The sequence below is a fragment of the Clostridium sp. AF36-4 genome (assembly GCF_003435975.1).
GTDB lineage: Bacteria > Bacillota > Clostridia > Lachnospirales > Lachnospiraceae > Eubacterium_F.
Window position 1 is genome coordinate 33,928 of record NZ_QTVH01000014.1, and the last position, 23,421, is coordinate 57,348.

The 23,421-nt window shown below is 39.3% G+C and carries 17 protein-coding genes; 14 read left to right on the forward strand and 3 right to left on the reverse strand.

The window, feature by feature from the left end; translation table 11 throughout:
- Both DW005_RS08695 and murC read right to left on the reverse strand, forming a co-directional pair.
- Positions 1–1,095: a DnaD domain protein gene (locus tag DW005_RS08695; RefSeq protein ID WP_117478976.1), complete on the reverse strand. Its 1,095-nt coding sequence runs from the start codon at positions 1,093–1,095 to the stop codon at positions 1–3.
- 309 nt (positions 1,096–1,404) lie between these two features.
- A complete protein-coding gene (gene murC, locus DW005_RS08700; RefSeq protein ID WP_117478977.1) occupies positions 1,405–2,787 on the reverse strand; it encodes a UDP-N-acetylmuramate--L-alanine ligase in 1,383 nt (460 codons plus the stop codon).
- A 236-nt stretch (positions 2,788–3,023) separates the two neighbouring features.
- Here murC and DW005_RS08705 point away from each other — a divergent pair, with 236 nt between their 5' ends.
- The 5 genes from DW005_RS08705 (at position 3,024) to DW005_RS08725 (ending at position 6,841) form a co-directional block, all read left to right on the forward strand.
- Positions 3,024–4,298, forward strand: a complete 1,275-nt coding sequence (locus DW005_RS08705) for a glucose-1-phosphate adenylyltransferase (RefSeq protein ID WP_117478978.1) — start codon at positions 3,024–3,026, stop codon at positions 4,296–4,298.
- Positions 4,298–5,419 carry a glucose-1-phosphate adenylyltransferase subunit GlgD gene (glgD, locus tag DW005_RS08710; protein WP_117478979.1) on the forward strand — a complete coding sequence of 374 codons (1,122 nt, stop codon included), beginning with the start codon at positions 4,298–4,300 and terminating at the stop codon, positions 5,417–5,419. The genes DW005_RS08705 and glgD overlap by 1 nt, the downstream gene beginning before the upstream one ends.
- Positions 5,420–5,442: 23 nt before the next feature.
- Positions 5,443–5,703 (forward strand): septation regulator SpoVG, encoded by a 261-nt coding sequence (gene spoVG, locus DW005_RS08715; protein ID WP_022376106.1) that lies wholly within the window; start codon positions 5,443–5,445, stop codon positions 5,701–5,703.
- 98 nt (positions 5,704–5,801) lie between these two features.
- Complete coding sequence (locus tag DW005_RS08720; protein ID WP_117478980.1) at positions 5,802–6,347, forward strand: hypothetical protein; 546 nt, start codon at positions 5,802–5,804, stop codon at positions 6,345–6,347.
- Positions 6,348–6,403: 56 nt separating this feature from the next.
- Complete coding sequence (locus DW005_RS08725) at positions 6,404–6,841, forward strand: hypothetical protein (RefSeq protein WP_117478981.1); 438 nt, start codon at positions 6,404–6,406, stop codon at positions 6,839–6,841.
- Positions 6,842–6,992: 151 nt separating this feature from the next.
- Here DW005_RS08725 and DW005_RS08730 read toward each other — a convergent pair whose 3' ends face one another.
- Positions 6,993–7,895 (reverse strand): hypothetical protein, encoded by a 903-nt coding sequence (locus DW005_RS08730; RefSeq protein ID WP_117478982.1) that lies wholly within the window; start codon positions 7,893–7,895, stop codon positions 6,993–6,995.
- A gap of 179 nt (positions 7,896–8,074) precedes the next feature.
- Here DW005_RS08730 and DW005_RS08735 point away from each other — a divergent pair, with 179 nt between their 5' ends.
- The 9 genes from DW005_RS08735 (at position 8,075) to DW005_RS08780 (ending at position 23,418) form a co-directional block, all read left to right on the forward strand.
- Positions 8,075–8,893 carry a methyltransferase domain-containing protein gene (locus DW005_RS08735; RefSeq protein WP_242989394.1) on the forward strand — a complete coding sequence of 273 codons (819 nt, stop codon included), beginning with the start codon at positions 8,075–8,077 and terminating at the stop codon, positions 8,891–8,893.
- Positions 8,894–9,713: 820 nt separating this feature from the next.
- Positions 9,714–10,763 (forward strand): 16S rRNA (cytosine(1402)-N(4))-methyltransferase RsmH, encoded by a 1,050-nt coding sequence (gene rsmH / locus DW005_RS08745; RefSeq protein ID WP_347461580.1) that lies wholly within the window; start codon positions 9,714–9,716, stop codon positions 10,761–10,763.
- 30 nt (positions 10,764–10,793) lie between these two features.
- Positions 10,794–12,392 (forward strand): potassium/proton antiporter, encoded by a 1,599-nt coding sequence (locus DW005_RS08750; RefSeq protein ID WP_117478985.1) that lies wholly within the window; start codon positions 10,794–10,796, stop codon positions 12,390–12,392.
- Positions 12,393–12,394: 2 nt separating this feature from the next.
- The gene (locus DW005_RS08755) at positions 12,395–13,081 is read left to right on the forward strand and encodes a YoaK family protein (RefSeq protein ID WP_242989396.1); all 687 of its coding nucleotides are present in this window, start codon (positions 12,395–12,397) and stop codon (positions 13,079–13,081) included.
- Between the two features lie 75 nt (positions 13,082–13,156).
- Complete coding sequence (locus DW005_RS08760; RefSeq protein ID WP_117478986.1) at positions 13,157–14,434, forward strand: hypothetical protein; 1,278 nt, start codon at positions 13,157–13,159, stop codon at positions 14,432–14,434.
- Positions 14,435–14,720: 286 nt separating this feature from the next.
- A complete protein-coding gene (locus tag DW005_RS08765) occupies positions 14,721–15,023 on the forward strand; it encodes a LytTR family DNA-binding domain-containing protein (RefSeq protein WP_117478987.1) in 303 nt (100 codons plus the stop codon).
- A gap of 15 nt (positions 15,024–15,038) precedes the next feature.
- A complete protein-coding gene (locus DW005_RS08770) occupies positions 15,039–17,426 on the forward strand; it encodes a lectin-like protein (RefSeq protein ID WP_117478988.1) in 2,388 nt (795 codons plus the stop codon).
- A 17-nt stretch (positions 17,427–17,443) separates the two neighbouring features.
- A complete protein-coding gene (locus DW005_RS08775) occupies positions 17,444–18,067 on the forward strand; it encodes a hypothetical protein (protein ID WP_117478989.1) in 624 nt (207 codons plus the stop codon).
- Between the two features lie 44 nt (positions 18,068–18,111).
- Complete coding sequence (locus tag DW005_RS08780) at positions 18,112–23,418, forward strand: fibronectin type III domain-containing protein (RefSeq protein WP_117478990.1); 5,307 nt, start codon at positions 18,112–18,114, stop codon at positions 23,416–23,418.
- Positions 23,419–23,421: the final 3 nt, after the last annotated feature.

Genomic DNA, 23,421 nt, shown 5'->3' on the forward strand with positions numbered 1-23,421 from the left:
TTATGCCTGCACATTGCGCAGTAACTGTTTTTCCAGTGAACTGTAATCCTCTTTGGAATACTCTCTTTGAGGAAAACTCTGGAATTGGTTTCTTTTTTGCTGTGTGGCAGAGTTTTTCTGCTCTCCGGTTTTTTTCTTCTGCTGAAATGACTTGTCGCATTTTTCTATGTCCGCAAGGGTGAGGACACCTTTCTTGTGCCAGTCCTTTAATATACTTGTTATGTAATTTAAATTTGTGCCACCGGTCTGCAAAACCGTACGCTTACATGCCTGCTCAATAATTTCATCCGAGAAGCCGTAATCACTCCATGTATCAATGATTTCACGTTCTGCCGGAGCAAGGGAGCGATTTAAGCCAAGTGCTTTGCTTACGACGTGATAAAGACCTGAAAAAGCAGAAGATTCATCCTTTGCTTCCTCCGGCGTTGTAATCCCCTTTTTCGCCCATGTAAGACCAATTGCCTCCATATACTTTGGTGAAGTCTTTCCGCGGCTGTGTGCCGTGCGGTACAGGGTAGCAATCATCTCCTGTGAAAATCCGATGTCACACATAAAATATAAAATCATTTGCAGATGTGTGGTGGAAAGGGTCGTGCCAAGTATCTTTTCTGCCTGCGAAATCGCCTCGCTGATTTCAATATCTTTCATCAGTGCTTCCGCTTGTAAAGGAGTATACTCCTGGCGGTTCGGAATGGAGATGCCGTCGGGTACAACGGTTTCTTCCGCTACCGGTGAAGCATCGATATCCGGTTCTCTTTCTGCCGTAACTGCTGACGCAGTGTCTGTGGCGTCAGTAGAAAGAACAATCGAAGTAATCTCGCCATTTTGCTCTGTGAAAGAAAGAAGTCCTTCTTTCTGCCAGTAACGCAGTGCACGCAAAATGTCACTTTCTGTGCATTCGAAACAATCGGCAAGAGCATCAATGGATGAAATACCTGCGGTGTCGGCATGCTGGCAGAGCATAACCAGATACAAATATATTTTCACGAAATTGCCATTTGCAGATGGCATATGATTTTGAATAAATGAATTGGAAATCAAAGTGAGTCCGCAATTCGATGTTGTGGAAATTGTAAATCCCATAATAAAACTCATTCCCTTTCTCCATCAGGTATTTTTTACCTGTCAGCAAGGATGAGTATATCACAAAGAAAAAACAGTTGCAAATTGCAAATGTGCATACATTTCATGTAGAATTTATCTGTTGATAATGTGCATAATGTTCATAACAAAACCACAAACAGACTATTCTGGTAGAAAGAGTGGGTCAATGTGCCGAAATTACGTTGGTTGAGTTTGTCAAGTAAAAAATGCAATTTATTCACATTTTTTTTTGAACAAAAAAATATCCACAACCGTATCTTTCGACTGAATGTTGATAAGGTTGTGGATAACGTTCATAACTTAGTTATTCAGAAGATTTTCACCAATTTCTACTATGTTTCCGGCACCCATAGTTATCAACAGGTCGCCGTTGACTAAATTTTTTAAAATAAATTTTTCGATTTCGTCAAAACTGCGTAAATAGTGAACTTCCTTTCCGAGTTTTTCCAATTCTCTTGCAAGGTCAGCAGAAGAAATATCTCCCGGGTCTTTTTCACGCGCCGCATAAATGTCTGCTAAGATTACTTTATCTGCCAGAGAAAGAGCAGAGGCAAAATCCTTTAAAAAGGCGCGGGTACGTGTGTAGGTATGCGGCTGGAAGGCACACCATAACGTTTTGTGCGGATAATTTTTCGCTGCTGTGAGTGTTGCTCGGATTTCCGTCGGGTGATGAGCATAGTCATCAATAATGGTAAATCCGTTTTTCTCTCCTTTGTATTCAAAGCGGCGGTCTGCGCCGTGGAATGTAGTCAATGCTTTCTGGACGGTGCCGTCATCAATGCCGTAGAGAGAGGCTAACGCTAAGCAGGCAAGGGTATTGGAAACGTTGTGTCTGCCGACTACGGACAGGTGGAAATGCCCCTTTACTTCTCCCTGTACGACAGCGTCAAAGGTGCCGCATCCAAGGTCATTGTAAGTGATGTTTTCAGCTGTAAAATCAGCATCCTTATTTTCTAATCCGTATGTGATAACACGGCAGGAAAGTCCTTCTGTAATTTCTTCATAATTTTCAATATCTGCATTGATAATTAACGTGCCATGCTCCGGAATCCGTTTCGCAAACAAATGGAAAGAGTGACGGATATCAGAAAGGTCATGGAAAAAGTCCATATGGTCTTCTTCTATATTAAGTATCATTCCCACAGTAGGGAAAAAGTGAAGAAAACTATTCGTGTATTCACAAGCTTCCGTAATGAAATGCTTGGAGTGGCCGATGCGGATGTTGCCGCCGATTGCTTCTAAAATACCGCCGACGGAAATTGTCGGGTCAAGGTTTGCTGCCAAAAAGATGTGGGAAGCAATCGAAGTGGTCGTTGTTTTTCCGTGCGTTCCTGCAATCGCAATGGCGGAAGAATAATTTTTCATTACCTGCCCAACCATAACTGCTCGCTCCATCAGCGGAAGATTTAATTTTTCAGCCGCCTGATATTCCGGATTGGTCTTTTTAACTGCTGCGGTATAGACAACCAAATCGATATCTTTTGTAATATTCTCTTCTTTTTGTCCATATACTACTTGTATGCCGAGAGATTCCAAATGTTTTGTGATTTTGCTTTCATGCCAGTCGGAACCGGTAATGGTAAAGCCCATGGAATGAAGCAGCTCGGCGAACCCGCTCATACTAATGCCGCCAATTCCAATAAAATGAATCTTTCCCGGATGTGTAAAGTCGATTTCGTACATAAATGACACCCTTCCTTCTATTATTTGGAAACAAAATTATGATTCCTCAGATTCATTATATATAGACAGGGGAGAAAATACAAGGAAAAAGGTGAATATGCTTAAGATTTTCACACGGTATTTGTGCAAAATGTACAAAAGTTAAGAATCATAAGAAAATATTTTGTGAAAAATATTCACAAAACTTAAACAATGTGGTATACTTATTTTACAATATTAACAACAGGGGTGATAACATGATCAAAAAAGAAATGATAGCCATGTTACTTGCTGGGGGGCAAGGGTCAAGACTGGGGGTCTTGACTGCAAATGTAGCAAAACCTGCTGTTGCTTTTGGGGGAAAGTATCGAATCATTGATTTTCCGTTGAGTAATTGTATCAACTCGGAAGTCGATACCGTTGGAGTGCTGACACAGTATCAGCCGTTGAAGCTGAATACTCATATCGGCATTGGAATTCCATGGGACCTTGACCGCAATATTGGGGGCGTGTCAATCCTGCCGCCGTATGAGAGAAGCACAAGCAGCGAGTGGTACACCGGAACCGCAAATGCGATTTACCAGAACTTGAATTATATGGAGTATTACAACCCGGATTATGTATTAATTCTTGGTGGTGACCATATTTACAAGATGGATTATCAGGTAATGCTTGATTTCCATAAGGCAAATCACGCGGACATTACGATGGCGACGATACCGGTGCCGATTGAAGAGGCAAGCCGGTTTGGTGTCTGTATTACAGATGATACCCATCGTATTTTGGAATTTGAGGAAAAACCGGAGCATCCACGCAGTAATCTGGCATCTATGGGAATTTACATATTCTCATGGCCGGTATTAAAAGAAGCCCTGATTCAGTTGAAAGACCAAAAAGGCTGTGACTTTGGTAAACATATTTTACCTTACTGCCACGAAAGGGGCGACCGCATTTTTGCCTTTGAGTACAATGGATACTGGAAGGATGTTGGTACGCTTGGTTCGTACTGGGAATCAAATATGGAATTGATTGACTTGATTCCGGTATTTAACCTGTACGAAGAGTTTTGGAAGATTTACACAAGTAACGAATGGATTCGTCCACAGTATATTGCAGGAGATGCTGTGATTGACAAAGCCATTATGGGTGACGGCTGTGAGATTTACGGAGAAGTCCATAGCTCTGTGATTGGTTCGGATGTTGTTATTGAGGAAGGCGCTGTAGTGCGTGATTCGATTATTATGAATTCTGCGAGAATTGGTAAAAATACCGTTCTTGACCGTGCAATTATTGCAGAGGGTTCGATAATTGGAGAAAATTGCGTGCTCGGTGCGGGCGAAGATGACATTCCAAACAAACTAAAGCCGGATGTCTATGCCTTTAACCTGGTTACGGTTGGCGAAAAGACCGTGATTCCGGATGGCGTTACCATCGGTAAAAACACTGCCATAGCGGGTAAGACAACCATTGACGATTACCCGGATAACACCTTAGCAGGTGGCGAAACTTTGATAAAGGCAGGTGACATGTAATGAGAGCAATAGGATTGATTTTAGCAGGTGGGTCCAGTACCCGCATGAAAGAACTGACAAAAAATCGTGCAACAGCAGCACTGCCGATTGCCGGTGGATACCGCAGCATTGATTTTGTACTTAGCAGCATGTCCAGTTCCCGGATTAACAAAGTTGGTGTCATTACGCAGTACAATTCAAAGTCGTTGACACAGCATTTGAACTCATCAAAATGGTGGGACTTTGGACGTAAAAAAGGCGGTTTGTTTGTATTCACACCGACACAGACCCATGACAATAGTTATTGGTACCGCGGAACCGCAGATGCCATTGCGCAAAACATTGATTTTCTGAAATCAAGTCATGAGCCGTATGTAATTATTGCATCCGGTGACTGTGTATACAAGATGGATATGAATAAACTTTTGGAATATCACATTGAGAAAAATGCTGATGTTACCATCGTGACGAAGGACTTGGGAACGGTAGATGACCCGAGCCGGTTTGGTGTCGTATCGGTTGACATCGAAGGCAGGGTGACCGAGTTTGAAGAGAAGCCGCTTGTGACTTCGAAAACGCTGGTTTCTACCGGAATCTATGTAATCCGCCGCAGACAGTTGATTGAGATGATTGAGCGTGCAGGGGCGGAAGATGGATTCGATTTGGTAAAGGATATTTTTATCCGTTACAAAGGAGTCAAGAAATTTTATGCCTATCCGTTGGACTCCTATTGGAGCAATGTAACAACGGTTGATTCCTATTTTAAGACAAATATGGATTTCTTAGACCGCAGAACAAGAGAGTATTTCTTTAATGAATACCCACAGATTGCATCAAGAATTGAGGATTTACCTCCGGCTAAATACAATGTTGGCGCAAAAGTTAAGAACAGCCTTGTGTCAAGTGGTTGTATCATCAATGGTGAGGTTGAAGATTCCGTTTTGTTTAAGGAAGTTTATATAGGCAACAATTGTACAATACGAAACTCGATAATTTTAAATGAAGTCTACATTGGGGATAACACTTATATTGAAAATTGCATCGTAGAGAGTCATGGAACCATTCGGGCAAATTCCAACTACGTCGGAAGTCCGGATGACGTTAAAATCATTCAGGAGAAGAATGAGCGTTATGTAATGTAGCGTACAGATGAAGGGAGGATACGATGCAGATAACAGATGTTCGTGTCCGGATTGTGGATGGGAATGCGAAAATGAAAGCGGTTGCTTCAATTACTTTGGATGAAGCATTTGCTATTCATGATATTAAGGTAATTGAAGGAGAGCGGGGCTTATTTGTCGCAATGCCGAACAAGAAAATGCCAAATGGTGAATACCGTGATGTTGCACATCCGATTCATAGTGGTATGAGAGCGGTGTTAGAGGAAGTAATTCTTGGCGAATATTATAATGTGTTAAAAGCGTAAAACCAGAAAGGCAGGTTGGCTTTGGTCAGCTTGCCTTTTTGTAGTGTAAGTTCGGCAGGTATTTGCGGATGAAAGTATTTAGAGCAGGAGGTTAATTTGTGAAGAACGTTTTCAAGGAACGAAAGATACATATTGCATGTGTGTGTTTGCTTTTGGTGATGCTGCTTGCCGGCTGTGATTTATTAAAGCCACCAATAGAATACGGAATTGAGTATGGGAGAAACTACATTAAGACACCTCATGGGACTGCATGGATTGGTGATACTTATGATGGGGTTAAACTCGTTGTGGGAAATGAAAAAAATGAACCGCTTCGAGAAACAGGGCTTTCTGAAGACCCATGGATGATAACAGCCAGCGAAAAGTATCTTTATGTACTTATTGAAAGAAGAGCATTAAAGTATTATTTGCTGAAATACGATTATTCGCTCAAAAAGAAGGCAGAATATGAAGTGCCTTACTCACAAGTTACTTACCGAAATGGATACCTGTTTGGCTATCTGGAGGAAAGGGTGCCGGATACAGTTGATTTGCTGGCATCGGAAATGCCGGATTATCTGGTTGCTACACATTATGTTAAAGAAAAAGACATGGAAAAGAAGTGGAAAAAAATTAAGGATAAAGAGGTTCTACGCAGGATTTAATTTGTGAGGATGGTGACTGGCAGACGCTGGGACGAGAAAAACAAAGTGCATTTTTTGTGAAGCACAAAAAGGAATTGGATAAAATTATAGGAAACTGCAAATATGGTAGGTTGGTATTTAATAAGTGTGGAAATGATATTTATGGAATTTTTAATGAATATGATGATACAGATTCGGCTAATGGGTTCGCATATAGTGATTTGAAGAGAGGAGTGATTATACGATACTCTGGTGAAACAAATAAAATCACAAAGGTTCGCGAAATGAAAGATGGGCAGCAGCTCATGAGTGCAACCGCACAGTATGTAATTTACCGCCAGGATAAGCAGGTTCGTATTTCAATGCTATCGGGGGAAAAGGACCGCTGTTTACATGATGGGGAAAATGAGGGTTCTGTCTTATGCACAGAAGATGCATATTTTTGGCGGGATATTAAAATGACTGCTGCTGAAACGGATAAGGCAAATACAAAGTGGGAGAATTATTTTGACTAAATAGCTGAGCCGGAAATTCCAACACCGATTGAAACAGGATATTTGCTATGCAAATATAGTTTCAATTGTGTTGGAATTTCTTGCTTTCATTTTAGTTCAAGAGGACACTTCCTGTGTTCTCTCTAGATGATAACTTCTCCTGCTGTGCTAATTAGTTATTTTCCTTTGATGCAAGTAAGGCTTTTAATCGAGCGATTTCACTATCTCTTTGTGATAATGCCTCATCCTTTTCCTGAACTACCTTTTTTAGCCGCTCAATTTCCTGTTCCTTGACTTCGTTCATGCTATCTACGTATTCTTCCACCGTACCCTCTGATAACAACATAGGCTCTACCTCCGCTCGGTTTCGAATCAGAAACGAGCGCAAATGGTCTGCGTCAATACAATAGTCAACTGCTTTGTGTATTGCCTTTGCCAAGTCTCCGATTTCGTTATAATTTTCCCGTATTTTTGAGATTAGTATAACATAATCTTTTAGCGTTTTGCAACCATTTAATACATTTTCGTTCATACCATTGTTGATGTTCAATACTTTTACAAAAAGTTCAAGACACGGCTCAACTTCTTGATTTTCAAAAGCGTCAGAGAGTTTTAAAATTTCAACTTCCGGACGTTTTTCCATACCATTGTATAAAACGATACAGGCAGGTGTTGGGATTTTTACCAATCCATATTTTAAGATGTTTTCATTTCGCTGTTCGAGAATTACTTCATATTCTCTGGCTAGGTACAAAAGGCTCCGTAGTGGATAATTCAAGCAGACGGTGCTGCTGTGTTCAATTAAACACATTTCGTTGGTGTTAATAAGAAAAGCTACGTCATTTTTCATCTGAAGAAATAAAGCATTGTCTAAAGTAATAATTTCTAAATCATCTGGATTCTCGTAATGAGACATGTTCAGAGCATTGTATAAACTCAATAATTCTTTTTTCTCGTTAAATATTCGGCAAAATACGCTGTCTTTGTAAGTGCGTACGCCGGGGCTGTGTAAATTGTAAGAATGCTTTTTGGATGACTGTAAATTTTTCTCAATGTTCTTTTGCGTGTTCTCCATCCTATCGTCTCCCTCCACTGGCAGACAGGAGAAGCATCATTATGATTGGTATTATATAACACATGTAAGTATGTGCCAAGAGTTTTTAACTATTTGGCGAAATTTAATTGAAAATTCAACAACAAAGTGATAGCATTCTAAAAATTTGTACTCTACAATATAAGTAGGAGGTGTGAAGGTTGGAAATTGGTTCAATTATTATGAAAAAAAGGAAAGAACTTGGTATCACGCAGCAAGTATTGGCAAAAAAATTGCATGTGTCAAATCAGGCGGTATCAAAATGGGAAAATGGGATGACATGTCCTGAAATTAGTTTGTTACCTGCAATTGCAAAGGTATTTGGGATGAGTGTGGATTCTCTTCTTGGATATCAGTCTCCAATATTGAGCGATTATGAAAAACGATATCAGGAGAAAGGGTATTATTGGGGAATAAAGCCGAATGACTTATGCTATGAAATTTTAAAATTAAAGCCGCCAATAAAGCCGTTAAAGGTTCTTGATGTAGGGTGCGGGGAAGGAAAAGATGCTGTTTTTTTAGCACGAAATGGATACCATGTATCTGCTTTTGATTTGGCAGAGACAGGAGTTGAAAAGGGAAGGGCGTTAGCTTCACAGCATGGTGTTTATGTAGATTTTTTTACAGCAAATATTGAGGATATGCAGCTTTGCGAAGATTATGATATTGTTTTATGTAGTGGAGTGTTTCATTTTTTGAAACCGGAGAAAAGGAAAGATGTTGTAAATGAGTTGAAGCAACATACCAAGCCGGATGGAATTCATGTTATGAATGTATTTGTGGATAAACCATTTGTTGAAATTTTACCAGGGAAGGAAAAAAATCGTTTTCGATGGAAATCAGGACAAATTTTTACCTTGTATCATGATTGGTATTTCCACAAAATTGAAGAAGTTGTATTTGATTGTAACAGCGGCGGTGTGCCACACCAGCATTGTATGGATATTATGATTGCTCGAAATAAAAGTAAGGAGTCATAATTATTATTAAAAAATCTCCGCCCTGCTGGCTTAGCCAGTAAGGCGGGGGATATCCTGCCAAGAACATAATTATATGCAGTTAAATTCGTTTGTTCCACTTTTTTCATTTTGCCAGAGACTTTGAGTGTTTCGTAGCAAAGTTTCTTTTTCTTGGCAAAAGAGGCGGCTTTGGCGGAAGGGTATGTGTGAATTACTTTTACTTTTTTGTATGATTTAACATCACCCTTTAATGCTGTTAAGCGGCCGCAGACATAAAGATGTTCAACTGATGTGCTGCCAGGAAAATAAAAGGAAGTCAGGGCACTGTCGACAAACATTTTTTTGACTGTACGGGTGCCGAATGGATAAATGCCGGTGGAAGTTTCACATTCGTTTATTTCATAAAAATCAACGTTAAATAATGAGACCGATGCAAGCGGAGACACACCGCTGAACGCATAAGGACCAATTCGCATATTATTTAAATCCAGATCCTGCAAATGGTCACAGTCTGCAAACGCATACTGTTGAATGTGCAGTCTTTCTGTATGATTAAAATCAATCCGGGATAAGGAAGAGCAACCGGCAAAGGCGTAACTTCCAATTGTGGTAATTGTTTTTGGTAAAATAAGATGGCGGAGTGCTGCCTCCTTTTTTTGTATAAGTTTAATTGTTCCTTTGAGTTATACAAATATTACGAATGAGAATTAAAAAAAGTTGCAAAAATTAAAAGCTCACCATAAATCATGAATTTTGTCATAAAATATTTAAGCGCTTACTTGACCAATATCCGCTGAATATTGTATCATAAAGCAGAAAATGCAAAGAAGGGATGAAAATGATGCCACAGGAAGAGAAAAAGCACAAGAGACGGGTACATTACAGTGGAAAATATCCGAAGAAATTTGAGGAAAAATATAAGGAACACCAGCCGGAGAAGTATCAGGATATGATTGAGCATGTGATTCGCAAGGGAAATACACCGGCAGGGATGCATCTTTCGATTATGGTACAGGAAATTCTGGATTTTCTGCAGATTCAGCCGGGGCAGATTGGATTTGATGCGACGCTTGGCTATGGCGGGCACACAAAAGCAATGCTTGCCTGTTTAGAGGGCAGAGGACATATCTATGCGACAGATGTGGATCCGGAAGAATCAGTTAAGACGAAGAAACGCCTTTTGGAGCAGGGATACGGCGAAGAAATTCTCACAATAAAACTGCAGAATTTCTGTACGATTGACGAAATCGCAAAGGAGGCAGGCGGATTTGATTTTGTGCTTGCCGATTTGGGTGTTTCTTCCATGCAGATTGATAATCCGGAGCGTGGATTTTCCTTTAAAGTAGAAGGTCCTCTTGATTTGAGGTTAAACCAAAAGGAAGGAATCAGTGCCGCAGAGCGGCTTGACACGATTACCAAAGAGGAGCTTGCCGGGATGCTGTATGAAAACTCAGATGAACCTTACAGTGAGGAGTTGGCAAAGGCCATTACCGATGAAATCCGCAGAGGAAACCGGATGGACACGACGAAGAAACTGCGTGATGTCATTGAAAAGACGTTAATGTTTCTTCCGGAAAAGGAGCGCAAAGATACCGTCAAAAAAACGTGTCAGCGGGTCTTTCAGGCGCTGCGCATTGATGTAAATAATGAATTTGAAGTATTGTATGAATTTATGGAAAAATTACCGGAATGCATAAAACCCGGCGGAAGGGCAGCAATTCTTACCTTCCACTCCGGCGAAGACCGTCTAGTAAAAAAGGCGCTAAAGTCCGGCTACAAAGCTGGTATTTACAGCGATTATGCAAAAGATGTGATACGCCCTTCAGCGAAAGAATGTGCACAAAATGGGCGGGCACGTTCTACGAAGATGCGGTGGGCGATTAAGAAGTAACCGAAAAAAACGACAAAGAAAGGAAGTACTATGACATTTGCAATTCTTTTCGTATCAATTGTGATTCTGGCGTGTTTAGTAGGGAACCGAATATCGAACCGCATTGGTGTTCCGATGCTTTTGATTTTTATTGTGCTTGGTATGTTTTTCGGCTCGGATGGTGTCATTCGGATTTCGTTTGAAAACTTTGAACTGGCAGAACAAATCTGCTCCATTGCCCTGATTTTTATTATGTTTTATGGTGGTTTTGGAACAAAATGGAGCGCTGCAAAACCAATTGCTCTGCGCGCGGTTATTTTATCGACTGCCGGTGTTGTTCTTACGGCGGGGCTGACGGCATTGTTTTGTTACTATGCACTTCACATCGGACTGCTTGAGAGTCTTTTGATTGGCTCGCTGATAAGCTCGACCGATGCGGCGTCGGTGTTTTCGATTCTGCGTTCTAAACGGTTGAACTTAAAGTACCGGACTGCCTCTCTTTTAGAGGTGGAAAGTGGTAGTAATGACCCATGCTCCTATATGCTTACTACGATTATGCTTGGTTTGATTAGTGGTGGCAAAATCAGTGCGGGAGCCATTACCTATACGGTGTTTGCGCAGATTATTTATGGTGTGGCAATCGGTGCCTTGATGGCGGGAATTACGATTTTTGTTTTGAAAAAATTTCAGGTTACGACAGAAGGCTTTGATACCATTTTAGTATTTGCCTTCGTGCTTTTGGCGTATGCGGTTCCTTCCGCAGTTGGCGGCAATGGATACCTAAGTGCGTATTTGTTTGGTATTGTACTGGGAAATGCGGATTTGGACAATAAAAAGTCGCTGGTACATTTCTTTGACGGTGTGACCGGATTGATGCAGATGTTAGTCTTTTTCCTTGTTGGGCTGTTGGCATTTCCATCGTCATTGCCGGCGGTTGTCTTTCCGTCACTGATGATTGCGTTGTTTTTGACGTTTGTTGCCAGACCTGCGGTTGTGTGTTTGCTGTTAACGCCTTTCCGAAGTAAATGGCGGCAGCAGATATTAGTTTCGTGGGCGGGGCTTCGCGGGGCGGCGTCCATTGTGTTTGCGATAATGGCAAGGAGCAGCGGCACGTTGTTTGAACACGACATTTTTCACATGATATTTTTCATCGTGCTTTTTTCCATTCTTTTGCAAGGAACACTGCTTCCGTATGTGGCGAAAATGCTCCATATGATTGATGATAAAGAAGACGTATTAAAGACCTTTACCGACTACACCGAAGAAGTGCCGGTTCAATTTATCCAGTTTACGGTTGAAGAAAATCATCCGTGGGCAGGCAGTAAGATTAAAGATATTTTGCTGCCGCCGGAAACACTTCTCGTTCAGATTCAGCGGGATGAAAAAGATGTGACGCCAAACGGAGACACCGTGCTTGTGCCGGGCGACACATTGATTCTCAGTGCAAAGGCACCGAGTGATGTGGATGGTGTGCGGCTAATTGAAATTGAGTTAGACGGCAGTCACAAATGGGTAGGCAAAAGTTTATCGCGGATTCATCTCGGAAAAGGAAAGTTAGTCGTGATGATTCAGCGGGGGGAAGAATTGATTATTCCAAATGGAAACACGGTGTTTGCACCGGGTGATACAATTGTGATAAAGGAGCGATAGGAATGAAAAAAATAGCAAAGCAGATGTCAGAGTCCATCGAGTTAGGAATCGTGTTAGCGGCATCCGGTGGATTTATGGATGCGTATTCGTACATCATGCGCGACCATGTATTTGCAAATGCACAGACGGGAAATATGCTGTTGCTTGGCGTAAGCATATCCGAGAGAAACTGGCCGGAGGTTGTGCGGTATCTGTTTCCGGTACTTGCATTTGCGGCAGGAATTATGCTTGCGGATTTGGTGCGTTTTCGGATGGATGAGAAAAGAAGACTTCATTGGCGGCAGATTTCTGTCTTGTTAGAGGCAATTGTCCTTGCCGGCGTGTGCTTTATTCCGGTTTCTCTTAATCTCTTAGCAAACAGCTTAACGTCACTTGCCTGCGGAATTCAGGTAGAGAGTTTCCGTAAGATTCACGGAAACGGAATTGCGACCACGATGTGTATCGGAAATCTTCGCAGCGGTACACAGAATTTGTGCGATTATATACATACGAAAGAAAAGAAATGCCTGTCAAAAAGCATCCTTTATTATGGTGTGATTTTGTGCTTTATTATTGGTGCCGTACTTGGGAATGTATGCATTTTTTATATGAAGGAAAAGGCAATTTTAGTGTGTGCATTCTTTTTGCTTGCCGCTTTTATTATGATGTTTATTGACAGGGAGAAGGAAGAACATGAAAGCCGTTCGTAGAGGATTTATCAAGTCCATTTCGATTTTGTGCAGTTACTTGTTTGTCGGAATGGTGTATGGAATGGGAGTGCTTGGATGAGATTTGATGAATTTATTATGGAGCGGATGGGGTATCCATGGGGAGAAAATGAACCGGATAAACAGACGAGGCGTCAGGCATTTTTAGTATTCCGCCAGCGAACCGGCCGTGTGGATTTCGCCTCTCTTCCTACGATGCACCGCTGGTTTGGAATTAATGGGTATCACAAACCGAGCCGGTACAACATTTTCCAAATGGCATTTGCCATGGGGCTTGACAGGGAGGAGACGAAGCAGTATTTGATGGTGGGAATCGGTGAACCGTCTTTTTATGTCAATGATTATCAGGAAATGATTTATCTTTACGGCATTGACCATAAGAAATCGATGGAGCAGTGCGAGAAAATGATTGCTTTCTATGAGGAAAATTTAGAAGACAATGTGGTGATTTCCCACACACGGAGTACGAGAGAGCTGATGAATGCGTATGAGGGAACGATTGATTTTTCCACGGAGGAATTTCTGTGGTGGATGGGAGGACGTGTCGACTGGTTCAAAGGGTACAGCCAGACGGCACTTAATTATGTGAAACAATACAGAGACAGTATTCTTTCGTGGGTGAGAGATGAAGAGAAAAAACGCTTAGATGAACTTCTCGATGAAGTGAATTTCCCTGCATGGCAGCAAAAGCACGGAAAACGCAGGGAAACTCCGCGCAAACAAATTGACCGTTTTTTACATAAAAACCGGTATGCGCGCCAGTACACGGTGGCACAGCATATGCAGGAGGTTATCTGGGAACTTGCAAAGTCGGTTTATGCGACAAAACCGTCCAATGCAAAGTTTTTGTCAGAGGTCTTTGGAGACAGTTCACGTTATGCGAAGCGCTATTCGGATTTGTTTCGTGGTCCGATTCAGAAGGAACAGTTAATTCATGCGGCACAGGCGAAAAGACAGTTAAAGCACTTGCCTGGCGGTGCACAGGTTCCGGAGTGGATTTTAAAATTTATTGCTGAAAATATCCATACAGAGGAGGCGTGCCGGGATGTAAAGACTGCGCGTGCCTGTTTAGAGACATGGAGTGCCGATAAAAAACAGCGGTGCCCGCAGATTCAGCGGGAAGACTTGCTGCCGTTAATTTATACGGTTTGTTTACAGCGTGCTCCTGCCGGTGAGGCAAAGGAAATGTTTTTGCGCCTTTCCGAGGCGACACTGACCGCATGCAATATGAGCAAACTGAATCCGGAATTTGAAATGGATGCTATCTTACTTTCTTATATCGAAAAAGAAGAAGTGTATTGGTATGGGGATATCTGTGAGGAAATGGGACTTTAAGAAAATATGAATAATCGAAGTGACAGTTGTTGCAAAATCAGCGGCAGCTGTCTTTTTTGCATTTTCTATATTTTAAATTTACCAATAGGAAAATTTTACCGTCTACGTCGATAGAACCGTTAGTTACGACACAACACCCGATTTTTCGCCATAAGGTGATAAAATAGTGGTGGATTTTTATACCTTTTTAGAAATCCTAAATATTTTGAAAAAAAGTTGGTAAGGGGATTTTGTATACTATGGGAATATAGAAAAGGGGTGGAAAAAGCGTTTCGAGGAGAATATCATGTTTTACTTTTACAGTGAGGGGAAAAAGCTTCGATTACCCATCAAGCAGATTATTTATGCGGAAATACTGAACCATGATTTGTATATCACTACCAATGGATGGGGAACTGTTCATAGCCGCATGACATTAGCTGCATTTTTGGAGAAGATGCCGGATAACTTTATTCGAATTCATCACAGTTATGTGATTAATACAGACTACCTTATGGGAGTTGGGTATCGGGAGTGTACCGTCGCAGGAAATGTGGTGCTTCCTGTGGCGAGAGGAATGCAGAAAACGATTGAGAAGTATTTTGTGTAGAAAGGAGAGATTGGTATGAAAAAATTACGAAAAATGTTGATTGCAAGTCTTGGAGCAATGCTTCTTTTTGTTGCTTTTGTTAGTGTTGACAAAACTGAGGTACAGGCTGCAACAAAAGAGGAAGGCGTATCTTGGGCTATGTCACAGATTGGGAAAGGCTTAGATTATGATGGTGTTAAGGGAAACCAGTGTGTGGATTTAATTAAGTACTATTATGCACATTATGGGGTTGCCGGATATGCAAGAGGCAATGCTATTCAATATACATCGAATAGTCTTCCGCCCGGATGGACAAGAGTATATTCAAATTACCAGCCGGGTGATATTGCGGTGTTTAAGGCAAAGAATGGCTGCTCGGTTTGTACTACCGGTGAAAATGGGCATGTAGGAATTATTACCTCAATTGACTCGGTTGGATTTAATGCAGTGAATCAAAATTATGCAGGTAGATCTTATTGTACACAAAATTGGTTTCATGTAAGGTGTCTGGCATGTGCAATTCGACCAAACTTTACATCAGACACAACGCCCCCAACCATCAGCAATGTCCGAATCACGGATGTCAATGCGGATGGCTATACCGTAGTCTGCAACGTATCAGATAATGTAGGCATTTCCAAGGTGGAATTTCCTTCCTGGAACACTGACAAACACCGAGGCGAGGATGCAAACTGGATTCAGGGCAGTGTATCCGGAAATACGGCATCTGCAAGAATCTCACTTTCCTCTCTCAAATCCGGAGCGGTGCAGGGAAACTATGTGACACATATTTATGCATGGGATTCATCCGGAAATAAAAGTGGTGTGCCAACATCGATTGTTTATATTGACCGCACGGCACCGACATTGACGGATATCAAAGTGGTAGAAAAAGATTCCAAAGGCTACACCGTAGAATGTAAGGCAAGCGATGCGAGTGGGGTGGACCGCGTACAGTTTCCGACGTGGACTGTGAAAAACGATCAGGATGACATTGCCAAAGACTGGTGGACCAATCAAGCAGTAAGAGGTACGCGTGTTTCCGGTGATACTTACCGGTTCCGGGTAAACATTTCAGAACACAATAACGAAGTAGGAAGTTATGTTACGCATATTTACGTTTATGATAAATACGGAAATTACAGTTGCGGCAGAAGTGGCTGTGTAGTTCCATTAGGTCTGTTTCCGCAGAAGATAGTAAAGTATGGAAATTCTTTGTTGTCTTTGTATAACGAGAATTATTCGTGGGATGAAATGAAAACGCTGTCCGGCAAACTGCAAAGTAAACTTGCTGAAGTGGAAGATGCACAAAAACAGCAGGTAATTACTAATTTAGTATCCGACCAGATAAGACAGTATTATTACATCGGCGGAAGTCAGGCGGGAAAAGGACAGCCGTGGAAATGGCAGAGTGGTTCAAGCGTTACATATACCAATTGGGATGCTGCACAGCCGGATTGCGCCGGTAACAGTGAATTTTATATGGCGGCAATCCGTGGACATGGACGCTGGAATGACATGCCGTCCTCGTACATTTATTCCGGTTTTATTTTGGAAACGCCACTGAATCTTAAACCGGCGGCTGAGATTACGTATGGAAACAAAGTTTACCGTTTTTACACGGCGGGAATTCCTTATGCACTGGCAGAACGTTATTGCAAGGAACTTGGTGGAAATCTGGTGAAAATCGAATCAGAAGAAAAAAATAATGTGATTGCTCAAAAAGTAAAAGAATTAAATAAAACCTTTTACATTGGTGCTAGCGATGAGAAGGCAGAAGGAAAATTTGTCTGGCGTGACGGTTCCGCCGTAACATACACCAACTGGTCGCAAAATGAGCCAAATAATACGGCTGACTGCGGGGGAGAAAACTACGTACAAATGTATGCAAATGGTAAATGGAACGATTATACAGGGCAGAGTGTAGACGTTGGATTTATCGGTGAATTTGACAAGATGCCAACGGCGACAAGCACACCGGCTCCAACCAATACGCCGAACGCCACGCAAAAGCCGCAGGCGACCAACCGTCCGCAGTCTACGAAGAAACCGCAGGCCACTAAAAAGCCATCATCACAGACCGATGACTCCGATTACAACTGGAGCAGCAGTGATACTTCAAGTGATAATGTGACGGTTAAGAAAGTGACCGGCGTTAAGGTCAAAAAGGCAGCGAAAAAGAGTCTTGTCGTAACTTGGCGGTGGTTTGTTTCACAGGATGGATTTGAGGTGCAGTATGCATTAAACAAATCGTTTACCAAAAAGAAGAAAACAAAACGATATGACCTTTATGCAGAAAGAGTTAAATTGAGAGGATTAAAACGGAAAAAGACGTATTATGTTCGTGTCAGAGCATTTAAAAAAGTTGGCACAAAGAAAGTATACGGCAAATGGAGTATTACGAAAAAATGTAAAGTGAAATGATGAATGGAGGAAGAAAGATGAAAAGATATTTTGGAATTCAGGTTGCGCTATTATGCCTGGTAGCAATTATATGTGGTGTGAATAGCAGTCATGTTTCTGCAAAAATGAGCAATCGTACCGTTCATAAAAAGTACATGACTACCCTGCTTAAATTGAACAAGCAGTTGACGAAAAATGGCTATATAAATGCACAAGGGCCAATCTATTTTTGCTATATTGATTTTGACCATGATGGAATTGATGAATGTATGGTAAATGGTTGGTCAATGGCAAAGGATTGGAATGGTGGAACAGATACTGCTTTGTATGCCTGCGTAAACGGAAAAGTTAAATGCATCGTTAAAGTATTCAATAGTTGGCAGAGAGGAACAGAGTATTATTACAACACGAAAAAAAGTGTAATTACGATGTACTCTGGAACTTTTACTGATGGCAGGGAAATTGTTTACAAATATAAGAAGGGTAAGAAAAAGAAAATAGCGACATTAGATAAAAGTACAATGGATGGTTTCTTTATTAATGGCAAAAAGGTAAGTGAGTCAAAATTTGAAAAAAAGCGAAACAAACTGGTAGGAAATATTTATGAGATGAGCTATAAATTCAAAAAAGTAACGAAGAAGAATTTGAAGAAAGCAATTTAGGAAACATCGAAAATTAAGTTATAGAATATTAAGGAGACTGGTTTATGAAAACAAAAATTATACGACAATTTATAGCTCTTTTTCTTGTGGTTGTTTTAGAAACTGAGAGTTTTTTATGCAATAATATTATGGTGCAGGCACAAACAAACGATGTTCCATTTAAATTAGAAAATACAACCTATGGAATTAAAAATAGCAATATAAAAGCCATAAAATTAACTGTAACTTCCGATAATACGGAAGAAATTTTAGATTGGGTTTGTCAAGAATTGACTTTTTTGCAGGAAAACCTTGAGAATAATAGAAAAAGAATTTATGTAATTGGAGTAAATGGTTTGTTGTGTTCCTATGAAACAACTCATGAGTTTAATAAGAATAATGTACAGAGGATCGGATCATATTACGACTCAGATGATTCAGATGTTTTTTATGCAATTACGAATCCAGAAACAAATAAGAAGGATTTGATTAATGTTACAAAAGGTGAATTGTATGAGCTTGCTGCATCTTCTATTAGAGGCATAACAGTTACTAAGGAAAATGCAAATGCATTTACTTCTGAAAAGAATAAAAAAATACTGGGGTTTATCGTATATGATGAAAATGGCGGAAAGATATTAAATTGCGAAGCAGGTAAAATTATTGATTTGAAAGATCAAGACTCTCCTTCGGTTTACTGTGATAAGGCAACAGAAACATATGTGGTTGAGGATGAGAATGAATTGTATTTATGCTCTAATAAAAAGACGATTCGTCATTTAGAAAGTGAAGATGGAGGCGGTGTTCAGTTAGTGTATTCGCCAAATAATGATGGGGGACGTGATTGGGCTTGTTATGATGGTTGGTGGGCTGTTCTTTTTTATGGAAAAGGAATTAAAGGAAAGAAAATAGCATGGTTGAATGCAAAAGATGGTTCTTTAAATTATACTTTATCCGCAGTGGATACGGAAAAAGAATGGGGAAATTATTATATAGCGAGTATAACAGAAAGTGGAATTTATGTGGGGGAGCATGTTCACGATAATGATAATAATACACTAGAAGAAAATTTATATTATGTGAATGAAAAGGGAAAAACAAAACTTCCTTATAAATCTGTTTCAGATGTTGTTAAGTTAAAAGATGGAATAGCTTTTTGGGGATGTGAAAGTGGTGGAACACAAGAGAAGAGATATGTTCTTGAAAAAGAAAAGCAGAAATATAAGACTGATATATATAGACTTTATTTTTGGAAGGGGAATTATGGTATTGTAAGTAAAAATGTTATGGGTGATGGTCCTTATTATTTAGTCGATGCAATGGGGAATGAAATTAAAAAGTTGGAAGATGAATGGATTCCTTACGTTTCTTTGTCTGATAATAGAGAGCATTTTGATATTGTATGCGACAGATTTTTAGAGACAGGAGGTATTGTATATGATATTAAAAAAGATAAGATATGGGATTGTTTGGAAGTAAAAAAAGCAGGAGATAGTTATCTCGGTTATGGAAAGAAGACAAATAGAAATCTCGAAATAATTAATTTAGATACAGAGAAAAAGCTAACAGGCAATGTTCGCAATGTTTATGAAAAAGATGATATAGCGGTTATATTGTGTAGTGATGGATCTGATTATTTTATAATAAATACTGACATGGACATTATAGCGGAAGATGTTTATGATTTTGCAAAAACAGGGGTGTATACAACAGAAGATGGTATATATAATATTAAGGGCGAGAGATTGCTTGATGAAAGTGTATGCGGATATTCGTGTTGGTCGTGGAATGCTTCGGTATATGAAACAGGAATATTTGTTGTTAGGAAAAAGAAGGATGACGATTACGTTTATAATGACAGTGATTATGTTTATAACTATTGCTCACAAAACGGAGATATTATTTTAGATGAGTGGATGGATTATGTTGATTTTGACAGCAAAATAGGAAAAGTTTTGGTTGGCAATCAAGCTGCTGTAGTAAGCAGAAGTGGTTTAGAACTCATTTCAGCACAGGTAAATGGGCATTCAGAGTCAGGAATGTATTATAGTTATGCAAATAAAGCAAGAGTTGGTGCTACTGTTGCAATTTTTCAAACTACGGAAAATGAGTATTACATCTATAATTTAGAACCATTGTTAAAAAAGATTGACAGTGGAGAAGTTTCAGAAAATCAATTGCAGCATGACGTTGACATGACAAATGCATATAAGGAGTTAAAGGATAATGCCTTTAAATACGAGGATGTAAAATTAAATGGATTGAAAACCAGTTTTACATTACCGGATTCTATACCAGTTATTGGTGGCGGAGAGGTTGCTTTAGATTTTGGCATGGTTCCTGTAAAAATGGAAATGTCAGGAGACATGATTCGGGCTGGGATTGGTGTAGATTTAAAAAATAGTGACACCAGTTTGTTTGATTTAGAACAGGAAGAGTGGAATACATTTAAAAAGGCAGTTGAAAAACATGACCAATCTATAAAAAATGGTTCATCTCTATTGAAATTGGCTGAAAAAAAAGGGTATGCTTCTATGCCAGCAAGGAAGAATATAAAAGCATCAGTTTATGGATTTGTTGAAGGTGTTATGAATGAGGATCATCAAAAGATGAAATCTGTTTCAGGACAAATTAATGTACAGCTTAGTTTTAAAACAGAAAAAAAATGGCAGGTTGCAGTGGTGGAAATTCCAGTTGTAATTTCTGCTGAATTAGAACTTAGTTCTGCTCAGAAAATCAATCTTGGACTTGACTTTTCAAATGATACGGTGTCTGTGTATTCAAATGGTACATGGGATATTGTTCTGCCTAAAGTAACATTATCTGGTGGTGTTGGTGTTGCGTATATTTGTGATGTCTCGTGCTATGGTTCGTTTTCTAACACTGTTTCTTTGGAATCAGATAGTAGAAATGAGGAGGATCAAGTTGTAGTCCGAGATTATGTTGAAGGGGAGGCTGGCGTAAGCGCGTCACTTTTGGGCAATATTTATCGTAAACCGCTTTGGAAAAGTGGTAAGAAAATTGTATATAGCAGTGATGGTAAAGAGATGACATCCAGAATCACTAAAGAATCAACGAAAATAAGAGAGTGTGATTTTGTAAAGCAGAAGACCTCTTCAGGTGATATATGGGATGGTGTGTTAAAGAAAGAAACTGAGAATAAGTATGCTGGAGTATTAGAGGAAAATGCGTATGAGGATTCAAACCCTAAAATTGTTGCGACAGATAATGGAACGAAATTGATGCTTTTTAATTCGTTGGATGCTTCGCGTACAGTAGGTAATCAATCAGTATTAATGTATTCCTTATATGATAAAAATAGTGATTCATGGATGCAACCTAAAATTGTTGATGACGATCATACAGCAGATTATTATTTTGATGCGGTTGTCTGTGGAAAAGATATTTATATTGCATGGACAAATTCTTCAAAAGAGGAAAAATCGGATTCGTCAATTTCTGAAATTGCAAAAAAATGTGAAATAGCAGTTACAAAATTTGATACGGATAAAAATGAATTTAGTTCAACAACAGTATTGACAGAAAATAATTATGCAGATGTGAAACCTTCGTTAGCTGTTGATGGAAATACTGTGTATGCTGCATGGTTGACAAATTCAGAAGGAGATCTTATAAATTTATCTGGAAAAAATGGCGTACATTATGCAACGTGTTTAAATGATGTTTGGCAAGAAGAAAGTGTGTTGATTGAAAGCAACTCGTTAGTGATTATATCGGCACAAATAGGAAAAGTGTCAGATGAAATTTGCCTTGCTTACATAACGGATAAAGACGGAAATGCTGAAACAGGAACCGATGGTATTTTGAATCTGTTAAATATACAAGGAGGTGAAAGTACGGTAGTAGACAAGGATAGTGATAATATATCAAATGTTTCGTTTGTAAACATTGAAGGGAAAAATGTTATTGCTTATTCATCTTCGAAAGGATATGGGTACACGGATACGGATAATTATATCTCGTTGTTCGAGGATACCACTGGATATACAGATTTTCAAATTGTATCAGGAGGAGAAAAGAAATTAGTAATAGCTAAAAAATCAGTTCAAACAGGAACGCATTTATATGCAGCTATCCTAAAAGATGGTAAAATGTCAACTCCCGTCCCTATAACAGAACAAACCGGATATGTTGGAGCTGTTAGTGGGATAGGCACTGATAACGGGTATTATTTTGTTTATGTGAAAAAGAAGTGTGATATTTCGAAAGATAATATTGAGGTAATGAGTAAAATTTGCGGCGTCCGATTTAATGCATATACGAAAACAGAAGTAGAGTTTCAAGACAATGAGGATATAATGGCTTCTCCAGGTGAGAAGACGGAGATAATGGTAGCATTAAGAAACAAGGGACTCAATGCAATTCAATCAGGAAAAGTTCAAATTCTGCTTGATGGTGAAATGATAGGGGAAAAGGAAATTGCAAATATAATAAATAGCGGAGATGAAGCAAATCTTCCTGTGACTGTCAAGTATCCAAAACAAATTGAAAAAGGAGGTAAATTAGAATGTAAATATATTAATCAATTAAATAATTCAGAAAGTTCTGCTGGAGAGCTGAAGATTGGACAATCGGAACTCGAATTATCAGCCATAAAAAAGAATAATTACGTTGTAATATATGTAAAAAATAATTCAGCATTTAAAACAAATGCTAAAATGGATATTTATGAGAATAACAGTGATGGGAAAAAACTGTATAGCATTGATATAGATAACATTACTGCTGGTGAAATAAAGCGAATTGTAATTTCAAAATCTAAATTTGAAAAGCAATTAGTAGAGGATGATAGTAACCTATACATTGCAGTGAAAGGTGATGATAATGAAAAATATTTGTCAGATAATTATGTTTTTGTACCGTTATATTATGAGTCACGAAATAATGACACGGACGATGATGATAAGATAGATGATGATTATTATGATGACAGTAAGAGCAATACTTCCAATACAAAAAAAGATAATGTTGTGGACAATAATGTAACTAATAACAAAACTAGTAGTTTTAATGCAACTAATAAATCATCCGTCAAAAGAATAAACAAAAGTGTAGGGAAGGTTAAAGGTATTAAAATAAAGAAATATAAATTGCAAAAAAGTAAGGTGTCAGTGAAGGTGTCTTGGAAAAAAAATAGTAAAGTGTCAGGATATCAGTTGCAGTACGCTGAAAATAAATTATTTAAGAAAAAAAGAAAAACAAAGAGCTGTAGTGCAAAAAAACATTCGATTATAATAAAGGGATTAAAGAAAGGGAAAAAATATTATATTCGTATTCGTGCTTACAAAAATACTAAGAAAAAGAAAGTATATGGTAAGTGGTCGGCAAAGAAAGTTGTAATTAAAAAATAGTTT

Excerpts from the sequence above, each read along its gene's own strand:
- DW005_RS08765 (WP_117478987.1), top strand. The coding sequence starts at position 14,721 with ATGTTTTACTTTTACAGTGAGGGGAAAAAGCTTCGATTACCCATCAAG.
- DW005_RS08750 (WP_117478985.1), top strand. The coding sequence starts at position 10,794 with ATGACATTTGCAATTCTTTTCGTATCAATTGTGATTCTGGCGTGTTTA.
- DW005_RS08730 (WP_117478982.1), bottom strand. The coding sequence starts at position 7,895 with ATGGAGAACACGCAAAAGAACATTGAGAAAAATTTACAGTCATCCAAA.
- glgD (WP_117478979.1), top strand. The coding sequence starts at position 4,298 with ATGAGAGCAATAGGATTGATTTTAGCAGGTGGGTCCAGTACCCGCATG.
- DW005_RS08755 (WP_242989396.1), top strand. The coding sequence starts at position 12,395 with ATGAAAAAAATAGCAAAGCAGATGTCAGAGTCCATCGAGTTAGGAATC.
- spoVG (WP_022376106.1), top strand. The coding sequence starts at position 5,443 with ATGCAGATAACAGATGTTCGTGTCCGGATTGTGGATGGGAATGCGAAA.
- DW005_RS08780 (WP_117478990.1), top strand. The coding sequence starts at position 18,112 with ATGAAAACAAAAATTATACGACAATTTATAGCTCTTTTTCTTGTGGTT.
- DW005_RS08770 (WP_117478988.1), top strand. The coding sequence starts at position 15,039 with ATGAAAAAATTACGAAAAATGTTGATTGCAAGTCTTGGAGCAATGCTT.
- DW005_RS08775 (WP_117478989.1), top strand. The coding sequence starts at position 17,444 with ATGAAAAGATATTTTGGAATTCAGGTTGCGCTATTATGCCTGGTAGCA.
- murC (WP_117478977.1), bottom strand. The coding sequence starts at position 2,787 with ATGTACGAAATCGACTTTACACATCCGGGAAAGATTCATTTTATTGGA.
- DW005_RS08695 (WP_117478976.1), bottom strand. The coding sequence starts at position 1,095 with ATGAGTTTTATTATGGGATTTACAATTTCCACAACATCGAATTGCGGA.
- rsmH (WP_347461580.1), top strand. The coding sequence starts at position 9,714 with ATGCCACAGGAAGAGAAAAAGCACAAGAGACGGGTACATTACAGTGGA.
- DW005_RS08760 (WP_117478986.1), top strand. The coding sequence starts at position 13,157 with ATGAGATTTGATGAATTTATTATGGAGCGGATGGGGTATCCATGGGGA.
- DW005_RS08705 (WP_117478978.1), top strand. The coding sequence starts at position 3,024 with ATGATCAAAAAAGAAATGATAGCCATGTTACTTGCTGGGGGGCAAGGG.